Source organism: Halomicrococcus pelagicus (assembly GCF_051917725.1).
In the GTDB taxonomy this organism is placed as follows: domain Archaea; phylum Halobacteriota; class Halobacteria; order Halobacteriales; family Haladaptataceae; genus Halomicrococcus.
Map to the genome: position 1 here is coordinate 422,159 of NZ_JBQBLX010000003.1, position 20,778 is coordinate 442,936.

The window sequence follows — 20,778 nt, forward strand, 5'->3', positions numbered from 1 at the left end:
TATACTTTCCCGAAAACCTATTTTTGTAGGAATAGTTACCGTTTCGGTCGTCCGGCCCCCGGCGGGCCGTCGCCACGTCCCGGACGAGCAGCCCCCGATACGACCCCGGACGAGACGACTCCCTAGCTCACGTCGAGCGGGTCGGTCTTCAGGAACTCCCGCAGGAGTACGGTCGCGTACGACCCCGACGGGAGCGAGAACTCGAAGGTGAGGGGGTCGCGGTCGAGTTCGAGGTCGGTCCGGACGAGTATCGCGCGCCGGGTGCCGGACGAGTCGAACTCGCCGGGCAGGTCGAAGTCCTCGGGCGCGAGGTCGAGGTCGGCGAGCACCGCGCGCTCGACGTCGCCCTGTTCGCCGTCGGCCAGTTCCGTCTCCGTGCCGACCAGCGGCGCGGTGACGAACGCCCGGCCGCGCTCGCAGTGTCGCTCGACGGTGCGGACGCGTTCGGCGGTCACGCGCTGGCGACGGTCCGTGTCGGGAACCGTCAGACCGTCTACCGTCTCGGCGAACGCGACCACGTCACCCTCGACGGGGCGGTCGAACGGGAGGCCCCGGCGGAGGCGCTCGCTCAGCATCCTGTTGAACGCGTACGACTGGGCGGCGTTGACCAGCAGGCGCTGGAGGTTCGTCGGCAGCGCTTCGAGCGCGGCGCGGAAGTCGGCCGGCGCGTCGCCGCCGTTCTCGACCAGTTCGTGGACCATCGCGCGCTCGAAGCCGAGTTTCCGCGGGAGCGCGTCGAGGGCCGCGTCCCAGTCGGGAGCGACCTCCTCCACCCGGCGACGGGCGCGCCGGGTGTCCTCGGGTTCGGTCTCGTAGGGGTTGCCGACGTAGGCCATGACGGCCGCTTCCCACTCCTCGCGGACGACGTGGAGACCGACCTCGTGCGTGACGGGACGGCGACTGCCGAACCGCTGCTGGCCGAAGTAGTTGGGGACGCCGACCGTCGTCGCTCCGTCGTCCGCGTCGGCGTCACCGCCGGTGAACGCCCGCAGTTCCTCGATTATCGCGTCGGCGTTCTCCGGTCGCTCCGGGTCGCGGACGACGACCGCGAACTCGTTGCCGGCGAGGTCGCCGAACTGGACCGCCCGGCCCGCACGTCCCACGGGCGTCATCTCGGCCCCGCGGACGTCGGGGAGGTCGTCGGGGTCGACCGACCGGAGCGAGAAGAGTTGCGTCGTGACGGCGTGTTTGTCCTTCGTCCCGGCCCACGAGACGCGCTCGCGGCTGATTCCCAGCGCGTCCGAGAGGCGGCGCGCGAAGTCGTTGGTGTCCCAGCCGGCGAGCGTCGCCCGGACGACGAGATGCGGGTACGACCCCGTGTCGGCGTCCAGCGGCTCCGCGCCGAACTGCTCCAGTTCCGTCACCCGGAAGTCCCGGTCCTCGTCGCGGAGGCGACCGCCGACGCCGTCGGCGTCGCTCACGTAGTGTTCCATGCCGACCGCGGTCTCGATGGGGTGTGCCTCGCGCATCCACCCTCGACTCCGCGCCCCGGCGAACTAAAGGCTGCGTCCCACCGTCGACGCCGGCGGCGGTCGGGGGAGTTCGACCGTCCGGATGAGACGGTTTCGCGTTCTCCACCCCGCCTCACTGCCGGGAGACGAGGTCGAGAAACGGCTTCGCGACGTCGGCTTCCGTACCGGGCGCGACCGTCGCCTCCTCCTGGTCGTACTCCACGAGACCCACGTCGGCCAGCTTCGGCAGGTGGACGTGGTACAGCATGCTCGCGACGCGACGCCGGTCCGGGTCTGCCGGCGTCTCGGGCTCGGCCTCCCAGTCAACTAGTCGCTCGACCAACTCGTCGACGCGCAGCTCGCCGCCGTGACGAGCGAGTTGCGCGAGGGTGTGCCGGCGATAGGGGTTCGACAGCACGTCGAACAGCGTGTCGGCCGAGGGGCGCGCGCTCCGTCGAACGGGCGGTTCGGGGGGAGATGTCGGGGTGTGTGCTCGTCGGTTACTCATCGATAGTACGCTTTGACGATGGAAATTGAGTACCAAGAGTGGTGTACCTACGTGTCTTGGTATCTTCTCTAAGGGGCGACAGTTACCTCACGGCGTCGTCGAAGAACGCCGACGCGAGCTTCCTCTGGGCCTTTCGGAGGTGCTGGTGAAACGTCGCGGAAGAGATATCCATCGAGTCGGCCACCTCCTCGGCCGTACTGGCGCGCGGCCAGTCGAAGTAGCCGGCGAGGAACGCGGCCTGGAGCGTCGCGCGCTGGCGCGCGGTCAACCCGGACGCCAGTTCCTCGCGGAACTCGTCGGCCGTCTGGACGGGACGCTCGCGCTCGCGCTTGGCGAGCAACTCCACGCCGACGAAGGCGTCGTCGAGCGACCCGGCCAGGGTCCGCACGTCGACGTCGCGGGGAGCTTCGACGACCAGCTTTCCCTCGCCGGCCTGCGCGCGCGCCGACCGGACGCTCGCACCGGCGTCGAGCACGGCCGTGACGAGCGACGTCGAGACGGTGATCGCGACCAGTCCGTCACCGTCGCGGTCGGTCACCACTCCGACGTCGGTGACGGTCGAAACGTCCTCGGCGAAATCTGCGACCCGTTCCGGGTCGACGCCGGAGACCCGGACGTAGTGCAGTATCTCCTCCTCGGACGTCGGGACCGTGCCGTCGAGGACGAGCGTGCAGTCGCCGCGTGCGGAGAGGTCGACCAGCAGCCAGTCCGGGTCGGTCACGCGGAACTCGAGTTCGAGCACGGAGTCGGCCGCGAGCAGGCGCTCCCGTTCGATAGCGTTGATGGCGAAGCCGATGGTCTCGCCGAGCACGTCGAACCCGGCGGCCTCCCGTTCGCTGAACGCGTCGGCCCGGGTCGCGTAGACGACGATCACGCCGTACGTCGTCGCGCCGTACGTCAGCGGAACTGCGAGGCCGGAACGGATGCCACGCTCGCTCGCCGCGTCGGCGAGGTCGTCGGGGTGGCCCGGTTCGTTCGGGATGTCCTGGACGACCTGGCACTCGTCCGTCCGGAGCGCCGTCACCGCCGGTCGTTCCCACTCTCCGTCGGCCGCGTCGCTCACCAGCTCGTGGAACCCCCGGTCGTCGCCCGCCTTCGACCGGACGGTGACGTCGCCGTTCAGGTCGCGCTCGCCGACCCACGCGAACCGGTAGAGGTTCGAATCGGCGAGGCGTTCGCAGACGGCCGTCTCTATCTCCTCGCGGGACGCGGCGGCGACGAGGCTCCGGACGACCCCGCGGACGAGTTCGTTGATACGGTTCAGCGTCGCCAGTTCGTCGCGCTGCTGGGCGAGTTCTCGCTCGCGCTGGCGGCGTTCGGTGACGTCCGTGACGGTCGCGACTACCTCGGCGACGCTTCCGTCGTCGTCGAGTACCGGCGTGGCGTTGACCGACAGCCAGACGCGGTCGTCGTCGGGGCGGCTGACACCGAGCACCGCGTCGTAGACGGGGTCGCCGTCTTCGACCACCTGGCGGAACGGGTACTCCTCCGGCAGCATCGGGTCACCGCGTTCGTTCACGATGTCCCACGCCGGGTCGTCGTACGGCCTGCCGACTATCTCGGACTCGGCGAGCCCGAGTATCTCGCCGGCGCGGTCGTTGGCCTCCACCATCTCGCCGTCGCGGTTCATCAACAGGATGCCGGTCGGGCTGGTCTCGAAGAGTTGCCGCGTCCTGTCGCGCTCCTGGGCGAGCCGTCGTTCGCGCTCGCGGCGCTCGGTCATGTCCCGGGTCACCTTCGCGTACCCCCGGAGGCTCCCGTCGTCGTCACGTAGCGCGGTGATGACGACGTTCGCCCAGAACCGCGACCCGCCTTTCCGGACGCGCCAGCCTTCGTCCTCGGCCTTCCCCCGTTCGGCGGCGGCGGCGAGGTTCTCCTCGGGAACGCCCGCCGCCACGTCCTCGTCTGTGTAGAACGTCGAGAAGTGCTCGTCGAGTATCTCCTCGCGTTCGTACCCCTTGATGCGCTCGGCCCCCTCGTTCCAGCTGACGACGCACCCGTCGGGGTCGAGCATGAAGATGGCGTACTCGTCGACGCCCTGCACGAGCGACCGGAAGCGGTCTTTCTCCTGGCGGAGCCGTCGCTCGGTCTCTCGTTGCTCGGTCACGTCCGTGATGAACCCGGCCAGGTCCGATTCCCCGGGGTCGTCCCCGTCCATCTCGCCGCCCTGCTCCCACACCCACCGCGTCTCGCCGTCGGCCGTCAGTATCCGGTAGGTGAGTTCGAACGGGTCACCGTCGGCGAGTGCGTCCTGGACCGCCTCCCAGACCGTATCGCGGTCGTCCGGATGGACGACGTCTCGTCCCCACGACACCTCGCCGCGTTCGATTCGTTCGGACTCGTACCCCGTCAGGTCGCGACAGCCCTCGCTCACGAACGCCATGGGCCAGCCCGGTTCGTTCCGACACCGGTACGCCATCCCGGGGAGGTTCGACAGCAGCGTCGCACGGCGACGTTCGCTCTCGCGGAGCGCCAGCCTGGCCTCCCGGCGTTCCGAGACGTCCCGCCCCGTCCCGACGAGACCGACGACGCGTCCGTCGTCCACGAGCGGTGCGGCGTTGAACTCGTAGGGAATCCGCTCGCCCGACTTCGTCACGAGCGCCGACTGGAGGGTCTCGACCGTTTCGTCGGACAGCGTCGCTTCGATGGCGGCCGTGGCGTCGTCGCGGTCCTCCGGTGGGAGGAACTCCAGGGGACCCATCTCGGCGATCTCGTCGTCGGCGTACCCCGTGATGTCGGCGAATCGGGCGTTCCACTCCCGGAAGTTCCAGTCGGCATCGAGGACGTAGAACACGTCGTCCAGCGCGTCGACGACGTTCTCGACCTCCAGCGGTCCGTGTTCTTCGAGAAACGCCGCGACGGACGAGTCGTCGTCGAACGTCTGGAGCGAGCAGGACAGGGAGACTCGCTCGCCGCTCCGACGAACGGTCAGGGGTAGCGAGGACTCCTCGCGCGCGCTCCGGGCGAGCGTGTCGGGGTCGGGCCACCCGTCGAACAGGTCGGGGGCGGTCGCTCCCCGGAGCGAGTCGAGGTCGCGGTCGAGCGTCGTCGCGGCCGCACGGTTGGCGTACGTCACGCGACCGTCGTCGTCGACCACGACTACCGGGTCGGGCGACTCCTCGAGGACGGTTCGCGCGAACTGGTCTCTCATTGGATATCCTTCATTTGTTAACGATTGTCAGTAGCAAAGGACTGTAATGGCCTGCCCGACAAAGAAGCTTGCCATCCAGCAGAAACAGTTAGTACAGTGAAAGGTCGCCGGTCACGCGGTCGACGAGGTCGTCGTCCGCGGGGCCGACCGCGAGCGCCGTCACGGTCCCGGAGTCGAGTTGCGTGTGTCCTGCGTCACGGACGACCGCGTTCGGCAGTCCCTCGGCCCGCGCCTTCTCCGCGAGCGAGAAGATGGTGTCCTCGCCGTTCGCCTGGAGGACGACCTTCTTCTGGCCCTCTCCTTTCCACCGCTTGCGCGCCTTGCTGCCGGTCTCCTCGTAGGCCGACAGCGACGCGTGGGCGACCTGGGCGGCGAGTTTTCCCTCGCCCATCCCCAGGTCCGCCCGCGCGACGATCGCCTGTTTCATATCCGGGACTCGTCGCCGCGGAGTAAAACGCTGGCTACTCGCGTCGACGGAGACCGGCCCGACCCGACCGCACCGCACGAAACGGTGCTCGCGCTGACACCATCGAACTTATCCTGCTGGCATCCGTGTCTCTGGGCATGCGCCGGCGAGAGTTTCTCCGTACCGCCGTGGGGGGCGTGGGCGCGACGGCGTTCGCGTCCCGGGGTTTCGCGAGACGACCGTACGAACCGCTCGGGAACGTCGCCGTCGAGAACGCCAAGGAGGCGGTCGTCGGGCCCGACGGGAAGACGGCCTACGTCGCCGCGACCGACGGGTTCGCCACGGTCGACGTGAGCGACCCGGCGAACCCGTCGACGCTCGCGGAGCGCCGCGGTCTGCTGGCCGACCGCCAACACGGCCCGCTCGAGCAGATATGGGACGTGAAGGTCGAGGGCGACCGTCTGCTCGTCGTCGGCCCCGCCAACCCCATCGACCACACGGGCATCCACGGCTTCCTGCTGTACGACGTGGGAGACCCCGCGAACCCGGAGCAGGTCGCGTTCCACGAGACCGACTTCCCCATCCACAACGCCGTCCTGACCGACGGCGTCGCCTACCTGACGGCGAACGACGGCGACGGGAACCCGCTCGTGATGGTGGACGTGTCGGACGACGACCCCGAAGAGGTGGGACGCTGGTCGATGCTGGACTACGATTCCGACTGGTCGCGGGTCAACGCCTGGATTCGGTCGCTACACGACCTCTGGGTGCAGGACGGCGTCGCCTACCTCGCCCAGTGGGACGCCGGCACCTGGGTCGTCGACGTCGAAGACCCCACCGACCCGAGCCACGTCGCGCACTTCGGCGACCGTCCCATCGACGTGCTCGCCGACATCCCCGCGGACGAGACCAACGCGGCGGTCGTCGGCCGACCGGGGAACCACCACTACGTGATGGCGAACGAGGACGCCTCCCTGCTCGGCGTCGGGAAGGAGGCCTGGGACGCCGACCCGAGCGACGAGAAAGGCGGCCCCGGCGGTGTCGAACTCTGGGATATCTCGAACCCGAAGCAGGCCCGGAAGCTGTCGACCATCGCACCGCCGACGTCGCCCGACCCGACCTACGACCGCGGTGCGGCCGGCGTGGGCGTCGGTGGTCTCGGTGCCGGCGTCGCCGCCGGAGCCGCGGCGAATCTCGAACTCGACGGCCTCGCCGCCGTCGACCGCGGTGCGTCGAACCTCGGCCCCGCCGGCGTCGTCGCCCACCGCGGCTGTCACGACTGCACCGGCGGGTCGTCTTCGTCCGGCGTCTGGACCACCGCCCACAACTTCGACCTCGTCGGCGACCGCCTCTACTCCTCGTGGTACCAGGGCGGTGTCAAGATTCACGACGTGAGCGACCCGACGAACCCCGAGGAGTTCGCGTGGTGGCGAGACCCGGAGGCGACCGCGTTCTGGACGGCGAAACGCGCGGCCGGGGAGTTCTTCGTCGCCAGCAGCATGGGCCGCGAGGCCGACGGCAGAGGTGGCCTCTACACGTTCCCGGACCGGGCCGGTCGGCAGTCCGACCCGCCGTCGCTCGTCGGGAACGCCAGCGGCGAGCCGTCCGCACCGCAGCAGTCGACCTCGACGGAAGCGACCGCGAACGGGGACGGGACGACCGACGGAACGACGGCGGCGTCGACCGGCCAGCCCGGATTCGGCGCGCTCGCCGGACTGGTCGGCGTCGGTCTCGGTGCGTGGTCGCGACTGCGGAGCGAGGACGGCTGAACGCGGTCGGAAGACGACCGGACGCGGTCGGAGAAGAGTTACCGGTCGTCGGAGCCGGTCCGCGCTTTCTTGACGAGGACGACGGCGACGACGCTGCCGACCACGCCGAGGGCGCCGGCCATCTTCTTGCCCGGCGAGGGCACTCTCCCGGAGTCGCCGGTTTCGCTCTCGTCGGCATCTACCTCCGGCGCTGGTTCGTCGTGGTCGTCGTCCGAACCGAGCGCGGAGCGGACCTTCCGGACCGCGAGCGCGGCGACGACCGCCAGCGCGAGTCCGAGCGCCAGGCGAAGGCGCGTGCTTCCGCCGTCTGACGACTCGTCAGTCTCGGTCGCGGTGCGGGACGTGTCGGTTTCGTACACCCGTTCCTCCACGAGAGCGGGTTTTTCGAGGTTGAGTTCGAGGAGCGTCATCGGCAATCAATACGACTCCGAGCGAGGTTATAGCTTCCGGCTTCCCCGACGCCGTCGACGACCGAACTCCCGGGCGGGAGGGCCTTTCGTCCGTCAGGCGACGAACTCGCCCTCGTCGCCGAGGGTCGCGTCGCATCGAAGGAGAGCGTCCCCGTCAATCACAATGCAGTTAAACCACCGCTCCGTACGCCCCGACATATGGTGGACATGCTGGGTCTGGGACTCGGACTGCTGCTCGCGCTCGTCGTGGTGGCCCTTCACTTCACGAAGGGGACCGAGTGGCGGGCGGCGGACGACATCTCCCAGGAGGTGCTCAACCGCCGGGCAGAAACAGTTCCCGAAACCGACTTCCCCGAACCGATGAACCGCTCCATCGGTGGCGGCGGCGCGGTCGCCGTCGGCGCGGGTGCCGAGGGCGAACTCGAGGGCGAAGAAGGCGAAGAGGAGGAGGAGGGCTTCGACCCCGAAGCGATTCCGGAGGACGAAGTCGAGTACTTCGACGTCGAGTACGTCAAGGAAGGCGAGACCATCGAGGTCGGCAACAACGAGAACCTCCTCGAGGCCGGAGAGGACGAGGGCTGGGACCTCCCCTACTCCTGCCGGCAGGGCCAGTGTCTCTCCTGCGGTGCGAAGATAGCCGAGGGCGAACCGGACGACGTTGTCCACAGCAACAACGAGACGCTCAGCGACGACGAGGTCGGGAAGGGCTACATCCTCACCTGCACCGCCTACCCGCAGGGCGACCTCAGCATCGAGACGAACGAGACGCCCTGACCGTTCGCGACGGACCGCAGTGCGGTTTCGCCGGCGTTCGACCCCGACGTCGTCTTTTCTATCGCTGGCGTCGGAGTTCCTTCGGCCGGTCTACCACGTCGATGGTGGCGATTTCGAATCGGAGACGACCGAGCGTGCGGCCCTCGACGGGCCGTCGCCGACCGCGCTTTCACAACTGTTAAACTACGTTACCGCATATCGGTGGGCGAGGGCGCGTAGCTCAGCGGACAGAGCACTTGGTTCCGGACCAAGATGCCGCGGGTTCAAATCCCGTCGCGCCCGTGAGCGTTTCGGCGAACGGCGGTGAGCCGAAACCGAATACCGCGACGGGATTTGCGGTACGGAAGAGGCAGTCTCGCCGAAGGCGAGGAAGCGTCTTCAGGTGGTTCAAATCCCGTCGCGCCCGTCACGTTCTATGACGCTCTGCATCTCACAGACGGCGTCCAAAACCTCCGGTATGCGGCCACGGTTCATCACCGACCAGCGTCGTGGTCCTCGTAGTGACCGAAAACGTCCGTGACCTCGGGCGTGGCGCCGGACGCCGAGTAAACTGTGAGGATATCCCCGGCTTCGATTCGCGTTCCACCTTTCGGAGTAATCGGCGGTTCGTCCCCGGGTTGTTCGATAGCGACGATGAGCACGTCCTCAGCGAGGAGTCCTTCGTCGTCCGCTTCCTGGAGGGTCTTGCCCGCGATGGGCGCGTCCTCGGCAATGGCGATTTCGAAGACTTCTGCGCTGTCGCCAAGCTGCATGAAGTCGATGATTGCCGGACGCTTGACCGCGCGGTAGAGGTATTCAGCGATGAGCTGCTGGGGATTTTCCATCGTCTGGACACCGATCTGGCGAAAGACCCCCATGTGATTCGGGTTATGGACGACAGAGACGACAGTGGGAATATCGAGTTCGTTTGCGAGCAGGCAGATCATGATGTTGGTCGCGTCCTGATCAGTCGTACTGATGAGCGCGTCGGCGTCCTCCGCGCCAGCGTCTATGAGTGTATCTTTAGACGTGGCGTCGTCGTTGAGGACGAGACAGTCGTACTCGCTCGCGGCGTGATCGGCCCGTTCCCAGTCGTATTCGATCACGACGACCTCGTTACCTTGTCGCGTTGCCATCTCGATGAGTGGCGTACCGATCTCGCCTGCACCGACGATAATGATGTACATGTAGATACAGTACGTCGCCACCTCCTTGAAGAGGTGCGCTCACCGCTGACGTGACGTGCTTGCTCACCCGGCTCTATGCGCTGTACACCGACCGTCAACGAATACCATTATAGAGCACGTATCCGATGAACGAGAGGATGTACAGTCCAGTGACGGCCTTCGTGAAGAGATTTCGCCCGAGGATGACGAACGCGAGGATGACGACCGGGCCGAGAAGCAGGATAGTATCGAGTACGCGGTCACGCGCACCGAATCGAAACACCGCACCGACGAACGGGAGCTTTTCCGGATTCATCGTTATCGGTAAAGGTCGAAGGTGTCGAACAGGCCCCGCAACAGGACCAGCACCGGGATTATCTCGAGCCGCCCTATCCACATGTTGAACAGGAACATCACCTTCGCGGCGACGGGCATATCGGGGCCGGTGATGCCCGACGAGAGGCCGACGTTGCCCTGGGCGGAGGCAACCTCGAAGATAGCGTTTTCCAGCGTGAACGACGGGTCGATGGTCAACAGCAGGACCGCCAGCCCGATTCCGAGGAACAGCATCCAGAGGAACGCGATAATCGATGCTTCCTCGAACTCTCGGCTGAGTTCGATCTCAGAGAGATGACGTCCGTTGAGGTTGATGTAGCGAACCGCCGACTCGGGATAGAAGACGCCTTGAATGCGGAAGGCGGTCCCTCGAATCAGGGTGATGGCACGGATGAGTTTGATACCGCCCACCGTCGATCCGGCGGCTGCGCCGACGAACATCGCCAGCGACATCGTCAGCTGAGCTTGTGGTGACCAGTCGCCGACGCCGGTCGTCCCGAAACCGGTACAGGAGGCCGCCGAGACGAACTGGAACAACCCGTATCGAGTCGTTTGAAACAGCGTTGCTGCGAACCCCGTCAGCACGACACCGTTGGTCACGACGACCTGCGAAGTCTCGAAGGTGCCGTTCAGCAATAATATCCCGATTAGCACGACGGACCCGAGCGTGAAGTATCCCCAGAGCCACCGCGTCTGAATGTCCGTGTACAGGTTCCGCAGGTCGCCCTGGAATATCAGGTAGTGGACGGGGAAGGCGATGCTTCCGAGAATCATGACGGGAATCATCGCGAAGTCGATGAGAGGGCTGTCGTACGCACCGATACTACCGTCGGTGACGCTGAACCCACCGGTGGCGAGGCCAGTCATCCCGTGGTTGATAGCGTCCCAGGGCGGCATCCCGGCCAGCCACAGGAGGCTAATCGAGAGGAACGTGAAGAGGATGAAGATCCACCAGATCGTTCGGACGGTCGAGACGATGCTTGGATGAATCTTCTCGGAGCGGGCTTCGCTCTCGTACAGCGTCAGCGACCCCGACCCGGGTCGGGCGAGGATAGCCGTCGTGAGGACGATAACCCCGACACCACCGACCCACTCGATGAAGGTCCGCCACCACTGGAGGGTACGCGGAAGCACCGACTCGTCGTCGGTCATCGTCAGCCCCGTCCCCGTGATTCCAGACATCGACTCGAAGAAGCTGTTCAGCGGGTCCTGAAACGCGGCGAGGGTCGGAGTGACAACGTTCGCGGGGACGGCCAGCGGCCCACCGTACGGGTCGAGTGCGACCGTCCAGGCGATTAGGTAGAACGGGAGGCTCCCGAACACCCCGACGAAGAACCAGCCGGACGCGGCGATCATCATGCCGTGGAGCTTCCCGATGTCCTCGGGGTCGGGGTATCGCGTCGTGAGGAGGTGACCGAGTCCGAGCGGCACCATCCCCGAGATGACCAGAGCGGGAATCGCGTAGTACTCACCCCAGACGACGGCGACGATAATGGAGAGAAATATCATTCCGGAGAGAGCCTCGAGAATCCGACCGAGATCGCGAGCCAGCGGCTTCAGTCGTCTCCCCATAATGTGCGGCTACCGTCCTGGGGATATATAATCTACTGATTCGTTCTCCGGAATGCTGAATCCAATTCTTTAATGCTGGCCGTAGAGATGGCTGTGGCTTCACCTCTACTAAGATATCCGGAAGACGTCGTCCATTCCTCCATCTCACTCACTGGTTGCAGACGAATGAACTAAGACATCGGCCTCCCACCAGGTCCGTATGTGCAATGCGCTATCAGCATGCAGTCGCATCCCCTCTATACGGATAAACAGATAGTTCGCTATGTCTTCCACACTATTCCAACGAATCATCGTTCCGGTCGCGAACGAAGACGATGCGGAAGCAACCACAGCAGCACTCACACCGTATGTAGACGCGACTACCAGCACGGTCATCGCAGTCCACGTCATCGAGAAAGCAGACGGGGCTCCGGATAAGGCATCAGTCGAACAACGCGAGCTCTTCGCTGACGAAGCGTTCGAAAGAGTCGCTGACGGGTTGGAGGACGTCGAGTTACAAACCGAGTATCTGTACGGTACGGACGTTGCAGCGGCGATCATCGATGCTGCACACGACCTAGACGCGAGTGCGATCGTCTTCACTCCGCGTGGTAATAGCCAGTGGCTCAAGCTTCTCACCGGTGACGTGACCGCAGGGCTCGTGAACAAGAGCGATATCCCGATTATCGTGCTTCCGGACCACTCGGACGAGGAGGACACACAATGAGCGAATCAGAACAGGAGCTGGCGCGGGACCTCGGCTTCCTCGAGGCCTATACGATCGGTCTCGGAACGATGATCGGGGCGGGAATCTTCGTCCTCCCGAGCATCGCCGCTAATCAAGCCGGTCCCGCGAGCATGATTTCATTCCTGGGGGGTGGAATGGTGTCGCTGCTGGCTGCCCTCTCGTTGTCGGAGTTAGCGACCGGGATGCCGAAGGCCGGCGGCAGTTACTACTACGTGAACCGGGCACTCGGGCCGTTTTTCGGGAGTATCGTCGGGTGGGGCATGTGGGCCGGCCTGACGTTCGCGAGCGCGTTCTATATGATCGGGTTCGGGCAGTATCTTCTCCCGGGTCTCGGACAGTATCTGACCTTCCTCTCCGGATGGGGTGACATTGGAATCACCGTCGCGGCGCTCGTGATGGCAGCTCTTCTGACGGCTGTGAACTACTACGGTGTCAAGGAGACCGGCGCACTTCAGAACGTCATCGTCCTCTCGCTCCTCGGCCTCATCGTCGGATTCCTCGGACTCGGCATCGTCGACGGGCCGACGATTCAGACGTTCAATCCCTACGGTTGGCCTGCAGTTGCGGCCACGATTGGTACCGTCTACGTGTCGTTCATCGGGTTCGAGGTGATTGCCACCAGCGCCGAGGAAATCAAAAATCCGAGTCGGAACCTCCCACTGGCGATGATTGCGGCTGTCGTGACGCCGACGTTGATGTACGTCGGTGTAATGTACGTCTCGACCGGGACGCTCTCGATTACTGCCCTCGCGAACTCCCGAATTCCGGTCGCCGACGTCGCTGCCGAGTTCATGGGGACGATTGGTTCGTTGCTCATGATCGTCGGGGCCGTCTTGGCCACGGTTTCGAGCGCGAATGCGAGCATTCTCTCGGCGGCGCGCGTCAACTTCGCGATGGGCCGTGATCGAATCCTCGTCAACTGGCTCAACGAGGTTCACGACCACTTCCGGACGCCGTATCGCGCGATTTCGGCGACGGGAATCATCACGCTCGTTCTGATTGGCGTCGGTGTCGGCGTCGGAACGCTTGCCGAGGTGGCGAGTTTCATGTACTTGGTCACCTACGCGCTCGTGCACGTCGCCGTTATCGTACTGCGCCGTGCTGACCCGGAGGCGTACGAGCCGTCGTTCCGGATTCCGAGCATCCTTTATCCCGCTACCCCGATTCTGGGCTTTCTGGCCTGTCTGGCAATCTTGCTCCAGATGAGTCTCATCGTTCAGGCGATTGGCACCGTCATCATCGTATTTGGAATCGTCTGGTACTTCGTCTACGCCCGTGACCGCGCCCTGAGTGAGAGTCTCGTCGGTGAAGCGATTGCGCCGGAACCCACGGTGCTCGCCAACGGTCGGGGCCAGTACCGCGTCGTGGTCCCGGTCTCGAACCCGGAGACGGAACGGGATCTCCTCCGGATGGCTGCTGCCAGCGCTCACGCGCACGAAAACGAGCAGGCCGAGGTTATCGCAGTCAACGTGATCGAGGTGCCACAACAGACGTCGCTATCCCAGGACCTCACCTTCGAGGAGGAACGCGTCGAAGGTCAGCAACAACTTCTAGCGTCGGCTCGCGACATCGCAGACGACCTGGATATCGGGTTGCGAACGCGGTCGATCGTCGGTCGGAACGCCGGGTCGGTCATCCTGGACGTAATCGAGGAGGAGAACGCCGACCACGTGCTCCTCGGCTGGCAAGGGACTCGCAGCCGCCGAGAGCACGTTCTCGGGTCGACCATCGACCCGGTCGTCGGACGGGCACCGTGTGACGCGACGCTCGTAAAACTCGGACCCGAAGGCGGACGAGGTGAAGGTGACATCATGGCCCTCGCCGGAGAAGGACCTCACGCACCCGTCGCTGCTCGGCGTGCCGCGGAATTCGTCGCTACGACGGACGAGGAGGCTACGCTCACGCTCTTCCACGTGCAAGAACCAGACGCCGAGGATGACGACGGTCTCTCCCCGCAAGAGCGCGGTGAGGCAGTGATTGCGGACCTGGCCGAACGTGCCGGAATCGAGTACATGGACTACGACACTCGCGTCGAGGTTTCCGAAGATATCGAACAGGCGATTCTCGACGCCGCGTCGGAGTACGACACGATCTGCGTCGGGGCGACGCGGTCGGGAACGGTGTCACAGGCCGTCTTCGGCTCACTTCCGGAGACGGTCGGTGAGAAGACCGATCGGACCGTCGTGATGGCGCGTGGACCCGAGGAATCGCCAATGTCGGTTCGCGAAGCCATCGTCCGGCGGCTCGAAGTGTAGTCGTTTCTCCCTGGCGTCTCTCCCTTCAGAATGCGAGTTTCTCGACGAGACCGCGTACGAGACTTCGGCTTTTCAGTTCACGAGGATGAGCCAGTAGAACAGTCGCGTCTATTCGGTCGCTAAGTTCGACTGCCGGATCGCCGAAGGCGAACTCGTGGATGCGTGAATGTGCGACCGTCCCGATGACGGCAACGTCCGTGTCACCGGTAGCTGCAACCAGGCCGTCGATGACGTGAGACGGACGGACGACCTCGCTCTCCGTTGGTGCAGTGCAGAGCTTTTCGAGGTCGGTGTGGTACGTCGTCGTTGCCGTAACCTGTTCTTCGGGTGCCTCCTCTTCGACTGCCGTGAGGAATCGAATCCGGGCATCGTGCTGGACGGACCGGTCTTTTTCGCCGCTAACCCCGGGAGGACGAAGATTCCGCTCCCGACCATCGCCCCGATACTAATCGTGATCGTTGCGTACAACCCCAGATCTCGTTCTAGATCTTTCACCATGGTTTAGTGGTCAACGGTGTCCGAGCTGCCTGGTCGGCCCGAGCAGGGTGTCGTCCTCGCTTTGATGGACATGCAGTATCAAACCGTGAGATTGCAAAACGCGATGCCGGTACAGAACGTCTCACGCGAATTATTTTCGGGTGTAAATATATGAATTCATTTACGACTCTCGATTCGTTCTGAGCCTGTAAACATATCCATAACGTCCGGCGTGAATCCTTGCTTAGAGAACACGGTCAGAAGATCTCCGACTCGAACTTCGACGTCACCGCGTGGCGTAATAACGGTTTGATCGCGCTCGATAGCAACGACGAGTACGTCGTCGCCCAGAATACCCATCTCTCCTGCCGTTTGCAGCGTCTGGCCGGCAATCGGGCTTCCTTCCGTCACGGTGATCTCGAAGACTTCTGCCTCGTCACCGATGTGCATGAAGTCCTTGACCGATGGACGCTGAACGGCTCGGAAAAGGTACTCGGCGATGAGACGTTGTGGATTTTCGAGGACGTTGACGCCGATCTGTCGAAATACTCGCATGTGCTCGGGGTTGTGGACGACCGAAACTAACGACGGAACTTCGAGTTCTTTGGCGAGCAACATCACCATGATGTTGACCGCATCCTGGTCCGTCGTGCTGATGATGGCGTCAGCCTCGTCCGCTCCGGCCTCTTCCAGATTCTCCATGACCGTGGCGTCGGCATTGAGGACTAGGCAGTCGTAGTTGGAGGCTGCCTTCTCGGCGACGTCCGCATCGTTCTCGATGACGACGACGTTGTTCCGTTGTTGAGTAGCCAGTTCGATCAGCGGTGTTCCGATACTTCCGGCGCCGACGACGATGACGTACATCTGTTGGTATCTTCTGCTAACCGAGGGTATATAGGATTGTCTAATTAGATATTTAAATGGTGGGCCCGAAGGCCGACTATGAGCGGTAGTAGTTCAGGTTCCGATAATCCACGGGTGGCTGCCGGCGTCCCAGACTCGCTCACCGACGAGCTGGCGTCGCTCGACGACGACGCGTTACGAGCAGTCGTCGGTTATGCACGGGACCTCCTGAACGAGCGGCTATCGATGGCGACGCTCATCGAAGAGAACGACGACGAGGAGATCGCCGACATCGACGAACGCGATGGATACACGTTGGTGACGAAAAAGCAGTCCTGTGCGGACGGTTGCGAGCACTGCCCGCACGGACCGTACCTCTATCGCGTGCGAGTCGAGCCGTCGCCGACCGACTATGAGCCGACGCTTCACTGGTCGTTTCTCGGTCGCGTGGAGTCGTAATCCTCGACGGCCCGAATCGACGCAGCTCCGAAGACCCGTGTCTCTCAGACGAAGGTGTCTATCGACGTCCGGACGAACCTGCCGCAACAGGTCTCTTCACTCGCTCTCGTGAACGATGGCCGCTGCTGTGGCGACGTCGCGTGTTCGCCCGCCGTGCCGGCCACGTTTCACCGGAGGACCGTGTCCCGCCGAGCCCGCCGGAGGCGTCGACAGACCGAACGTTCTCTTCCCGTACGGTGAACGAAACTTGGCCTTTCGTATCGCACATCGGGACGCTGTTCCAGTCGAGTGTTCAATAATCAAGCCGAAAGGTAGACGTTCGCAAACCAAGTGACGGCTTCGCGAAGAACAGGGACGAAAATGGTTTGGTTCCGTGCAGATACGTGTACGTATGGGCTATCGGCTCGACGAGATCGACCGGAGAATCATCTACCACTTGATGAGAAACGCGCGTGACACGTCGGCACCACAGATAGCGGACGAAGTCAGCGTCTCACCGGGGACGATTCGCAACCGCATCCAGCAGATGGAGGACCACGGCATCATCACCGGTTTCCACGCCGCCATCGACTTCGAACGGACCGACGGACGATTGACGAACCTCTACACCTGTACTGCGGACGTTCCCGACCGCGAAGCGCTCGCCAAACGCATCTTCGACATCTCCGGCGTCGTCAACGTCCGCGAACTCATGAGCGGCCAGGGGAACCTCCAGGTCAAGGCCGTCGGCACCGATACGAACGACCTCGCTCGTATCTCCCGGGAGCTCACGGATCACGGGCTCCAGATCGTCGAGGAAAGTCTTATCCAGAACGAGATCTCCCATCCGTACCATCCATTCGGTCCAGACGAAGGCCAAGGTCGGCTCGAACTCACCGACTTCATGAGCCTCTCCGGTGACGCCGAAGTCGTCGAATTCGTCGTCGACGAGGGAGCGCCGATAGCCGGGAGGACGCTCGAAGAAGCCGGGAAAGAAGGACTCATCGAAACCGAGCTTCTCGTCATCTCGATCGAACGCGGCGATACGATGCTCACACCGAAGGGGGAGACGCGCGTCCAGCCGGACGACGTGATAACCGTGTTCTCGCGCGGCGGCGTCTCGAAAGACCTGCTCACGGGGTTCACCGCCGACCCGGTCGAGGAGTAGTCTGACTCGGTATCGCGAACGAGGATTCCTCGGCAGCGAGAGAGACCAACGCGATTCGAGACGCGTCGACGGTGGGCTGCTCGACCGATTTCCGTCGTCGTCTCTCCGGTTTCGTGAAGTAGCGCGTACGGTAATTCAGGTCCCCGGGAAGACGGTCGTCACTCGCGGACGACGATTATCGGTCGATCCGTCTGCTCTGCAATCGACTCGTAGGTCTTGCCGAACACGCGCTCGAGCGACGACTCCTGCGTCTCGCCCATCACCAGAAGTTCGTAGTCCCGCGCCGCCTGGCTTATCGCAAACGGCGGGTCGTTCGAGACGACCACCTCCGTGTCGATGCGCGTCCGCGGGAATCCCTCGTCGACGAGGTGGTCGCGGACCGTCGACAGCATCTCGCGCCCCGCCTCCAGGTCTTCGTCGCTGTCGGCGACGTGGAACAGCGTCGTGTGCAGGAGGACGTCCTCGTCGAGCGTGCTCACGAGGTCGGTGACCGGCTCCCGGAACTTCGCCTCTCGAAGGGGGACCAGCACCCTGCCAAGGGTCGTGATGGGATTCGGGACGAGCAGCGCGTCGACGTCGCGGTCTTCGGCGACCGTCGTGGGGACGTCGCTCACGTCCTCGTCCATGACCAGTTCGACGTCCGCCGTCTCGCCGCTCTGAGCGAACTGGTTCGCCAGCGTGTACAGGGTATCGTAGGCTTCGACCTCTCGGCGCTGTCGCTCGTCCGCATCCACGTTCGATGGTATCTCGTACACCCCGAGTAACAGCACCCGACACGAGGTGAGACAGTCGATGAACGTAGACGGGAGCGGGTCGGGGTCGGGAAACTCGACCGGTATGAGTACGGTTTGCGGCTCCATATTCTTTAACCAGTACGTAATACGTATCTCCTGTTTAAAAGTACTAACGGATACGTATTTGCAACACGATTTAGATACGGCATCGATAATCCGCAGGGTGCGCGTCGGATTCCGTGAACCAGGAGTCGATACCTCGAAGAGGCATCCCGAGCGAGTTATTTTCAGTGACCTCCGATTCATACGTTTGGTGGTAGTTTCTACGACGTGAATATAGGAGAGTTCTAGTAGAATTGTCTGGTAGATAGCGGTATGGAACAGATCGAGACAATCCTGTTCGATCTCGACAATACGTTAGTACAGTATGAGAGATCACCTGGTGAGGTGCTACAGGCGTCCTTCGAGGCCTTAGGTAGCGAACCGTTATTCCCGGTCGAAGAATACTATGCCCGGTACGACGAGTTTGCTGAGAAATGTGATTCGATGGACGAACTTCGTTCCGAATGCTTCGCAGCGCTCGCCGATGAGAACGGGTACGAGCGGCAACTTGGACGAGACGTTGCGGACGCGTTCAGCGATGAGCGCGACCAGACGAACGTTGAGTTACTCCCATCCGTCACCCGTGTCTTGAGTGAACTCAGCCGAGAGTACCGGCTTGCTATCGTGACGAACGGAGCACCGGATGCACAACAGCAGAAAATCGATGCCGTGAACCTCGAACGTTGGGTCGATGCAACCGTAATTGCGGGTCACGATGTACCGCCGAAACCGGACCCAGAACCGTTTGAACGAGCGATTCAGTCGCTCAATGCAACGCCCGACTCCACAGTACACGTCGGTGATTCACTGGAGACGGATATTGCTGGTGCGACTGCTGCCGGGCTTGAGTCCATATGGGTCTCTGATACTGATGACACCCAGGAGTATACTCCGACTCATCGAATCGAGTCCATCGGTAACCTTCTGTCTCTCCCGTGGATAGAGGGGTCTCCATCCAGCACCCGGTAAACCGCTCGTCTGTAACGCCGAAGTCGCGTGACCGATACGCGCCCTCTATTCAGCAGTAACTGAACGTACTGCCGAACTGCACCGACGGTGGTCCCAGTAGCCTTCAGAAGGGATTGCGGTGGGACTGGTGGGAGGTGGTGACACCATCGCCCGGGCCGCCAGGTGACAGATGATCGAATTCCGTCGTCGGAATGGTGCCGTCGGTCCAGGCCAGCCTGCCCTCAGTTTCGACGTCGAGCCCATCGTACGCACCGAATCGATCGGATTCCGATTCGATGTGGTCCGTCAGTTCTCCGCTCTCCGCCGTCTCGGTGTCGGGGTAGGTGTTCGCAAATGTGAGGTGGGTCGTCTCGGTCCCGAATCGCCACGATTGGAGCTGTCCCGTGATGACGTCCTTCCGGAAGCCGCGCGATGTCGACCCGTCCATCGCTTCCGGGTAGCACCAGAGCGCGTGGGTGTCGTCAACGACCCCGATCATCGCCGCCACGTACTCGTTGCCGTCGGCGTACTGGCTCGTCTCCGCAGCAGTCGCGTCGATGATCGCTTTCGTGTACTCGACCGCGTCGCCCTCGCCCATTCCCAGCGGAGACACCGCCATCAGGGCGTCCTCCGAGACAGCGTAGACGGATTCCGTACCGTAGAGGTCGAACCCCTGGTAACGTTCCGGCTCCGGTCGGGTGGTCCACGTCGCTGTCGCGGGAGTCCGCGTCGACGTTGTTGGGGACGACCGCCTGTCACTGGTGAGTTTCTCCTCGAATGCCTCCGGATTGAACGACCCGAGTGCCAACCGCATGGTATGGTCGATCTCCACTGCGGCATCGACGGCAGTTTCATCGATGTACTCGCTGGGAACGGGGCGCAACATCTGGGTTTCGAGTCGAGAGTAGGCGGTCTCGTGGATGGAATCCTGGTGGGAACGGATACCGGTAATGTCGAAATACTGGAACCCGTAGCCATCTCGCAGTGGGGTCGTCATTGGGTCCGGGAGCCACTGTGTGAACTCTGTCGCTGCTGGACCCTCCGACGGGTCCGATGTGGATGGTTCACCTGGACTACTCTGGCTGCCAATCGAGGGGTCGCCCAGACACCCGGCAATCGATGCGAGCGTCCCACTACTGAGCGCGAGGCCTGTCGTCTTGAGGAGGGTCCGTCGTGAGCGGGGCATAAGAGTGTACGTATCGGAGCAGCGAGATAAGTTTTCTCCATTTCCTGAATTAATAGAAGTCTGTAAGGTACAGTCAGGTATCATCCCCATTACGTTCGACTCGAGTGAGGGCATCACGAGGCGAATTACTCGAAGAGCGACGGAGTTGCATCGGGAGTCGCCAGGAGGTTATAGAACTCCCGTTGAAGACTCGTCCGTTCTACGCACTTTCGCCACGAACTCTGTCGGTTATGGTCGCGGTGCGAAATATCGGTGCGCCTGTTCCGGCAGAGCGGATACCTCGTGGCGGCGGCAGCTACGACTCGTTCCGCCATCTCCGGCCTTCGTACGCGGTCGTGACTATCCGATTTTGTATTTCGCTATGAACCCAATACTGTA

At 63.4% G+C, this 20,778-nt stretch carries 18 protein-coding genes and 1 tRNA gene; 8 read left to right on the forward strand and 11 right to left on the reverse strand.

Going from position 1 to position 20,778, the window contains the following annotated elements; translation table 11 throughout:
• Positions 1-122: 122 nt before the first annotated feature.
• The 4 genes from truD to pth2 form a co-directional block, all read right to left on the reverse strand.
• Positions 123-1,469: a tRNA pseudouridine(13) synthase TruD gene (gene truD / locus ACTF4R_RS11410; protein ID WP_440007939.1), complete on the reverse strand. Its 1,347-nt coding sequence runs from the start codon at positions 1,467-1,469 to the stop codon at positions 123-125.
• A gap of 115 nt (positions 1,470-1,584) precedes the next feature.
• Complete coding sequence (locus ACTF4R_RS11415; protein WP_440007941.1) at positions 1,585-1,959, reverse strand: DUF7344 domain-containing protein; 375 nt, start codon at positions 1,957-1,959, stop codon at positions 1,585-1,587.
• A gap of 82 nt (positions 1,960-2,041) precedes the next feature.
• Positions 2,042-5,110, reverse strand: a complete 3,069-nt coding sequence (locus ACTF4R_RS11420; protein ID WP_440007942.1) for a PAS domain S-box protein — start codon at positions 5,108-5,110, stop codon at positions 2,042-2,044.
• 88 nt (positions 5,111-5,198) lie between these two features.
• The gene (gene pth2, locus ACTF4R_RS11425; RefSeq protein WP_440007944.1) at positions 5,199-5,537 is read right to left on the reverse strand and encodes a peptidyl-tRNA hydrolase Pth2; all 339 of its coding nucleotides are present in this window, start codon (positions 5,535-5,537) and stop codon (positions 5,199-5,201) included.
• A 137-nt stretch (positions 5,538-5,674) separates the two neighbouring features.
• Here pth2 and ACTF4R_RS11430 point away from each other — a divergent pair, with 137 nt between their 5' ends.
• The gene (locus tag ACTF4R_RS11430; protein ID WP_440007945.1) at positions 5,675-7,285 is read left to right on the forward strand and encodes an LVIVD repeat-containing protein; all 1,611 of its coding nucleotides are present in this window, start codon (positions 5,675-5,677) and stop codon (positions 7,283-7,285) included.
• 38 nt (positions 7,286-7,323) lie between these two features.
• Here the strand turns inward: ACTF4R_RS11430 and ACTF4R_RS11435 are convergent, their stop codons facing one another.
• Positions 7,324-7,695 carry a hypothetical protein gene (locus ACTF4R_RS11435; RefSeq protein ID WP_440007946.1) on the reverse strand — a complete coding sequence of 124 codons (372 nt, stop codon included), beginning with the start codon at positions 7,693-7,695 and terminating at the stop codon, positions 7,324-7,326.
• Between the two features lie 198 nt (positions 7,696-7,893).
• Between ACTF4R_RS11435 and ACTF4R_RS11440 the strand changes: the two genes are divergently transcribed.
• Both ACTF4R_RS11440 and ACTF4R_RS11445 read left to right on the forward strand, forming a co-directional pair.
• On the forward strand, positions 7,894-8,469 hold the full coding sequence (locus ACTF4R_RS11440) for a 2Fe-2S iron-sulfur cluster-binding protein (RefSeq protein ID WP_440007947.1): 576 nt from the start codon (positions 7,894-7,896) through the stop codon (positions 8,467-8,469).
• Between the two features lie 209 nt (positions 8,470-8,678).
• Positions 8,679-8,751 (forward strand) — tRNA-Arg (locus ACTF4R_RS11445).
• 191 nt (positions 8,752-8,942) lie between these two features.
• On the opposite strand, the gene ACTF4R_RS11450 is transcribed toward ACTF4R_RS11445, so the two are convergent.
• The 3 genes from ACTF4R_RS11450 to ACTF4R_RS11460 form a co-directional block, all read right to left on the reverse strand.
• On the reverse strand, positions 8,943-9,635 hold the full coding sequence (locus ACTF4R_RS11450; protein WP_440007948.1) for a potassium channel family protein: 693 nt from the start codon (positions 9,633-9,635) through the stop codon (positions 8,943-8,945).
• Between the two features lie 94 nt (positions 9,636-9,729).
• A complete protein-coding gene (locus ACTF4R_RS11455; protein WP_440007949.1) occupies positions 9,730-9,930 on the reverse strand; it encodes a hypothetical protein in 201 nt (66 codons plus the stop codon).
• A 2-nt stretch (positions 9,931-9,932) separates the two neighbouring features.
• Positions 9,933-11,522: a TrkH family potassium uptake protein gene (locus ACTF4R_RS11460; RefSeq protein WP_440007951.1), complete on the reverse strand. Its 1,590-nt coding sequence runs from the start codon at positions 11,520-11,522 to the stop codon at positions 9,933-9,935.
• Between the two features lie 262 nt (positions 11,523-11,784).
• Between ACTF4R_RS11460 and ACTF4R_RS11465 the strand changes: the two genes are divergently transcribed.
• The gene (locus ACTF4R_RS11465; protein ID WP_440007952.1) at positions 11,785-12,228 is read left to right on the forward strand and encodes a universal stress protein; all 444 of its coding nucleotides are present in this window, start codon (positions 11,785-11,787) and stop codon (positions 12,226-12,228) included.
• Entirely contained in the window at positions 12,225-14,504 is a 2,280-nt protein-coding gene (locus ACTF4R_RS11470) for an amino acid permease (RefSeq protein WP_440007953.1), read from the forward strand. The genes ACTF4R_RS11465 and ACTF4R_RS11470 overlap by 4 nt, the downstream gene beginning before the upstream one ends.
• 654 nt (positions 14,505-15,158) lie before the next feature.
• Here ACTF4R_RS11470 and ACTF4R_RS11475 read toward each other — a convergent pair.
• The gene (locus tag ACTF4R_RS11475) at positions 15,159-15,845 is read right to left on the reverse strand and encodes a potassium channel family protein (protein WP_440007954.1); all 687 of its coding nucleotides are present in this window, start codon (positions 15,843-15,845) and stop codon (positions 15,159-15,161) included.
• Between the two features lie 78 nt (positions 15,846-15,923).
• On the opposite strand from ACTF4R_RS11475, the gene ACTF4R_RS11480 reads away from it, so the two are divergent.
• Complete coding sequence (locus ACTF4R_RS11480) at positions 15,924-16,283, forward strand: hypothetical protein (RefSeq protein ID WP_440007955.1); 360 nt, start codon at positions 15,924-15,926, stop codon at positions 16,281-16,283.
• 391 nt (positions 16,284-16,674) lie between these two features.
• Positions 16,675-17,430 (forward strand): Lrp/AsnC family transcriptional regulator, encoded by a 756-nt coding sequence (locus ACTF4R_RS11485; protein WP_440007956.1) that lies wholly within the window; start codon positions 16,675-16,677, stop codon positions 17,428-17,430.
• A gap of 158 nt (positions 17,431-17,588) precedes the next feature.
• Here ACTF4R_RS11485 and ACTF4R_RS11490 read toward each other — a convergent pair whose 3' ends face one another.
• The gene (locus ACTF4R_RS11490) at positions 17,589-18,290 is read right to left on the reverse strand and encodes a universal stress protein (protein WP_440007957.1); all 702 of its coding nucleotides are present in this window, start codon (positions 18,288-18,290) and stop codon (positions 17,589-17,591) included.
• Between the two features lie 249 nt (positions 18,291-18,539).
• Here ACTF4R_RS11490 and ACTF4R_RS11495 point away from each other — a divergent pair, with 249 nt between their 5' ends.
• Positions 18,540-19,235: an HAD family hydrolase gene (locus tag ACTF4R_RS11495; RefSeq protein WP_440007958.1), complete on the forward strand. Its 696-nt coding sequence runs from the start codon at positions 18,540-18,542 to the stop codon at positions 19,233-19,235.
• A 103-nt stretch (positions 19,236-19,338) separates the two neighbouring features.
• On the opposite strand, the gene ACTF4R_RS11500 is transcribed toward ACTF4R_RS11495, so the two are convergent.
• The gene (locus ACTF4R_RS11500; RefSeq protein WP_440007959.1) at positions 19,339-20,514 is read right to left on the reverse strand and encodes a hypothetical protein; all 1,176 of its coding nucleotides are present in this window, start codon (positions 20,512-20,514) and stop codon (positions 19,339-19,341) included.
• Between the last annotated feature and the right edge of the window lie 264 nt (positions 20,515-20,778).